1 protein-coding gene is annotated in these 1,660 nt (G+C 43.4%); it reads right to left on the bottom strand.

The features are described from left to right. Positions 1-197: 197 nt before the first annotated feature. Complete coding sequence (locus tag BW931_RS13190; RefSeq protein WP_065757338.1) at positions 198-1,553, bottom strand: IS1182 family transposase; 1,356 nt, start codon at positions 1,551-1,553, stop codon at positions 198-200. Positions 1,554-1,660: the final 107 nt, after the last annotated feature.

Here is a 1,660-nt window from a genome sequence, read left to right as displayed (position 1 = left end):
CAGCTTGTAGAGAAACCCCGTGTTTTTCTGCAAGCTTTTTTTGTGCAGTTCGTGCGGGCGAATACCACTCGCTTTCCGCGGACGAACGCCCGAGCCTCCCTCGTGAAAACCCACACTCCGGGGTCTCGAATCGCCCGTTTTTCCGCAGGAGTCTCCTGGTATTCGCCTTCCCCTCACCGAAAAAGACTCTCCTTCACCTATCTCACCCTGGATAGGTGGAGGGCAATCTTTTTCATGTTTTGGCAGGCCGCCGTCAGTAACGCTTGTTCGCGTACATTCTCTTTTCCGCGCAAGCGACAATAACGCAGCCCGTGCAGTTCTTTTGAATCTGCGAAGCTACGTTCAACTTTCTCTTTTCTCATGCGATAGATCCACTTGCCTTCATTAGAAAGCCGGTTCAACCGAACCTTCTCCTTCGAGCTTTCCCATACATGGCGAGTGATCGTTTTTTGATACTTCTTATTTTGGGTACACTTCGCTAGAAGAGGGCAATCTGCACAATTTTCAGGGTTTGATTTGTAATGCCGATACCCCTCACGATCGGTGGTCGAATAGCTTAAAACTTCACCCTGGGGGCACACATATTCATCCCGCTCTTCATCATATGCATATTTCCATTTCGGAAGAAGCCCTTTCTTTGACTGGTACCTTCGATGAGCAATAACTCCAAATATTCCTCTTTCCATTATAAGCCCATGACATATAGGGTTCGTCAGATAGCCGGCATCTAGACCTACAGCTTCCACCTCAAAGCCAAATCGTTCGATTTGGCGATCCAAACGTTGTAAGTAAGGTCTGGAATCATGAATATTTCCTGGCGTTACATGAACATCAGTAATGATGTTATGTTTTAAATCTGTGGTACGGTGATCAAGATAAAAGAAGCCTTCCGGCTTATTCTCCCGGTAAAGATAACCACTCTCGCTATCCGTGTCGCTAACCTTAATTTCCTTTGTCTTTTTTACCCCCTCCTTTTCCTTCAGAGGCTTTTTTTCATGATCTTCACGATCTTTTCTTACGGCTTCTTCCAAATCTTCGAGGTAGTCTACCGTTTCTACTTCAACTTCTTGTTTTGAGAATTTCTTCTTATTAGCGTTGGCTTTCAAGTGCGTGGAATCTGTGAATAATACACGGCCGGAGACCATACGGTGGTTCATCGCTTGGAGCACGATTTCATCAAAAACTTCTTGAAAGATATCCGTGTCTTTGAAACGAGTGCGGCGGTTCCAACTAATAGTGGAATGATGGGGGACTTTGTCTGTAAGATTCAACCCTAAGAACCAACGATAAGCAACATTCGTTTGAATTTGTCGCTCCAATTCGCGTTCGGAACGAACGCCATAAATATAACCAATGAACATCATTTTGAATAAAACAAGAGGATCCAAAGAGGGACGACCATTATCTTCTGAATAGTAAGGACGGACTTTTTCAGGAATGAAAGAAAAATCTATGTATTGGTCAATTTTGCGTAGGAGATGATCTTCAGGGACAAGCTCTTCAATGGTAACCATTTCGATTTCATTTTGTCGTTCAGTTTTAGATTGAAACATCCAATCACCTTTCGTTGATAAGTTACAGCTATTATAACAAATTAACGAAGTGATCTATTAAAAAACAGAAAACAAATAAAAGCTGCCGAGACTTTCTCGACAGCCTG

Source organism: Salimicrobium salexigens, assembly GCF_900156705.1.
GTDB classification, from domain to species: domain Bacteria; phylum Bacillota; class Bacilli; order Bacillales; family Halobacillaceae; genus Salimicrobium; species Salimicrobium album.
This window is presented reverse-complemented; position numbering and strand designations above follow the sequence as displayed.

Bases quoted from the DNA above. Each gene is read 5' to 3' on its own strand.
- BW931_RS13190 (WP_065757338.1), bottom strand. From the start codon at position 1,553: ATGTTTCAATCTAAAACTGAACGACAAAATGAAATCGAAATGGTTACC.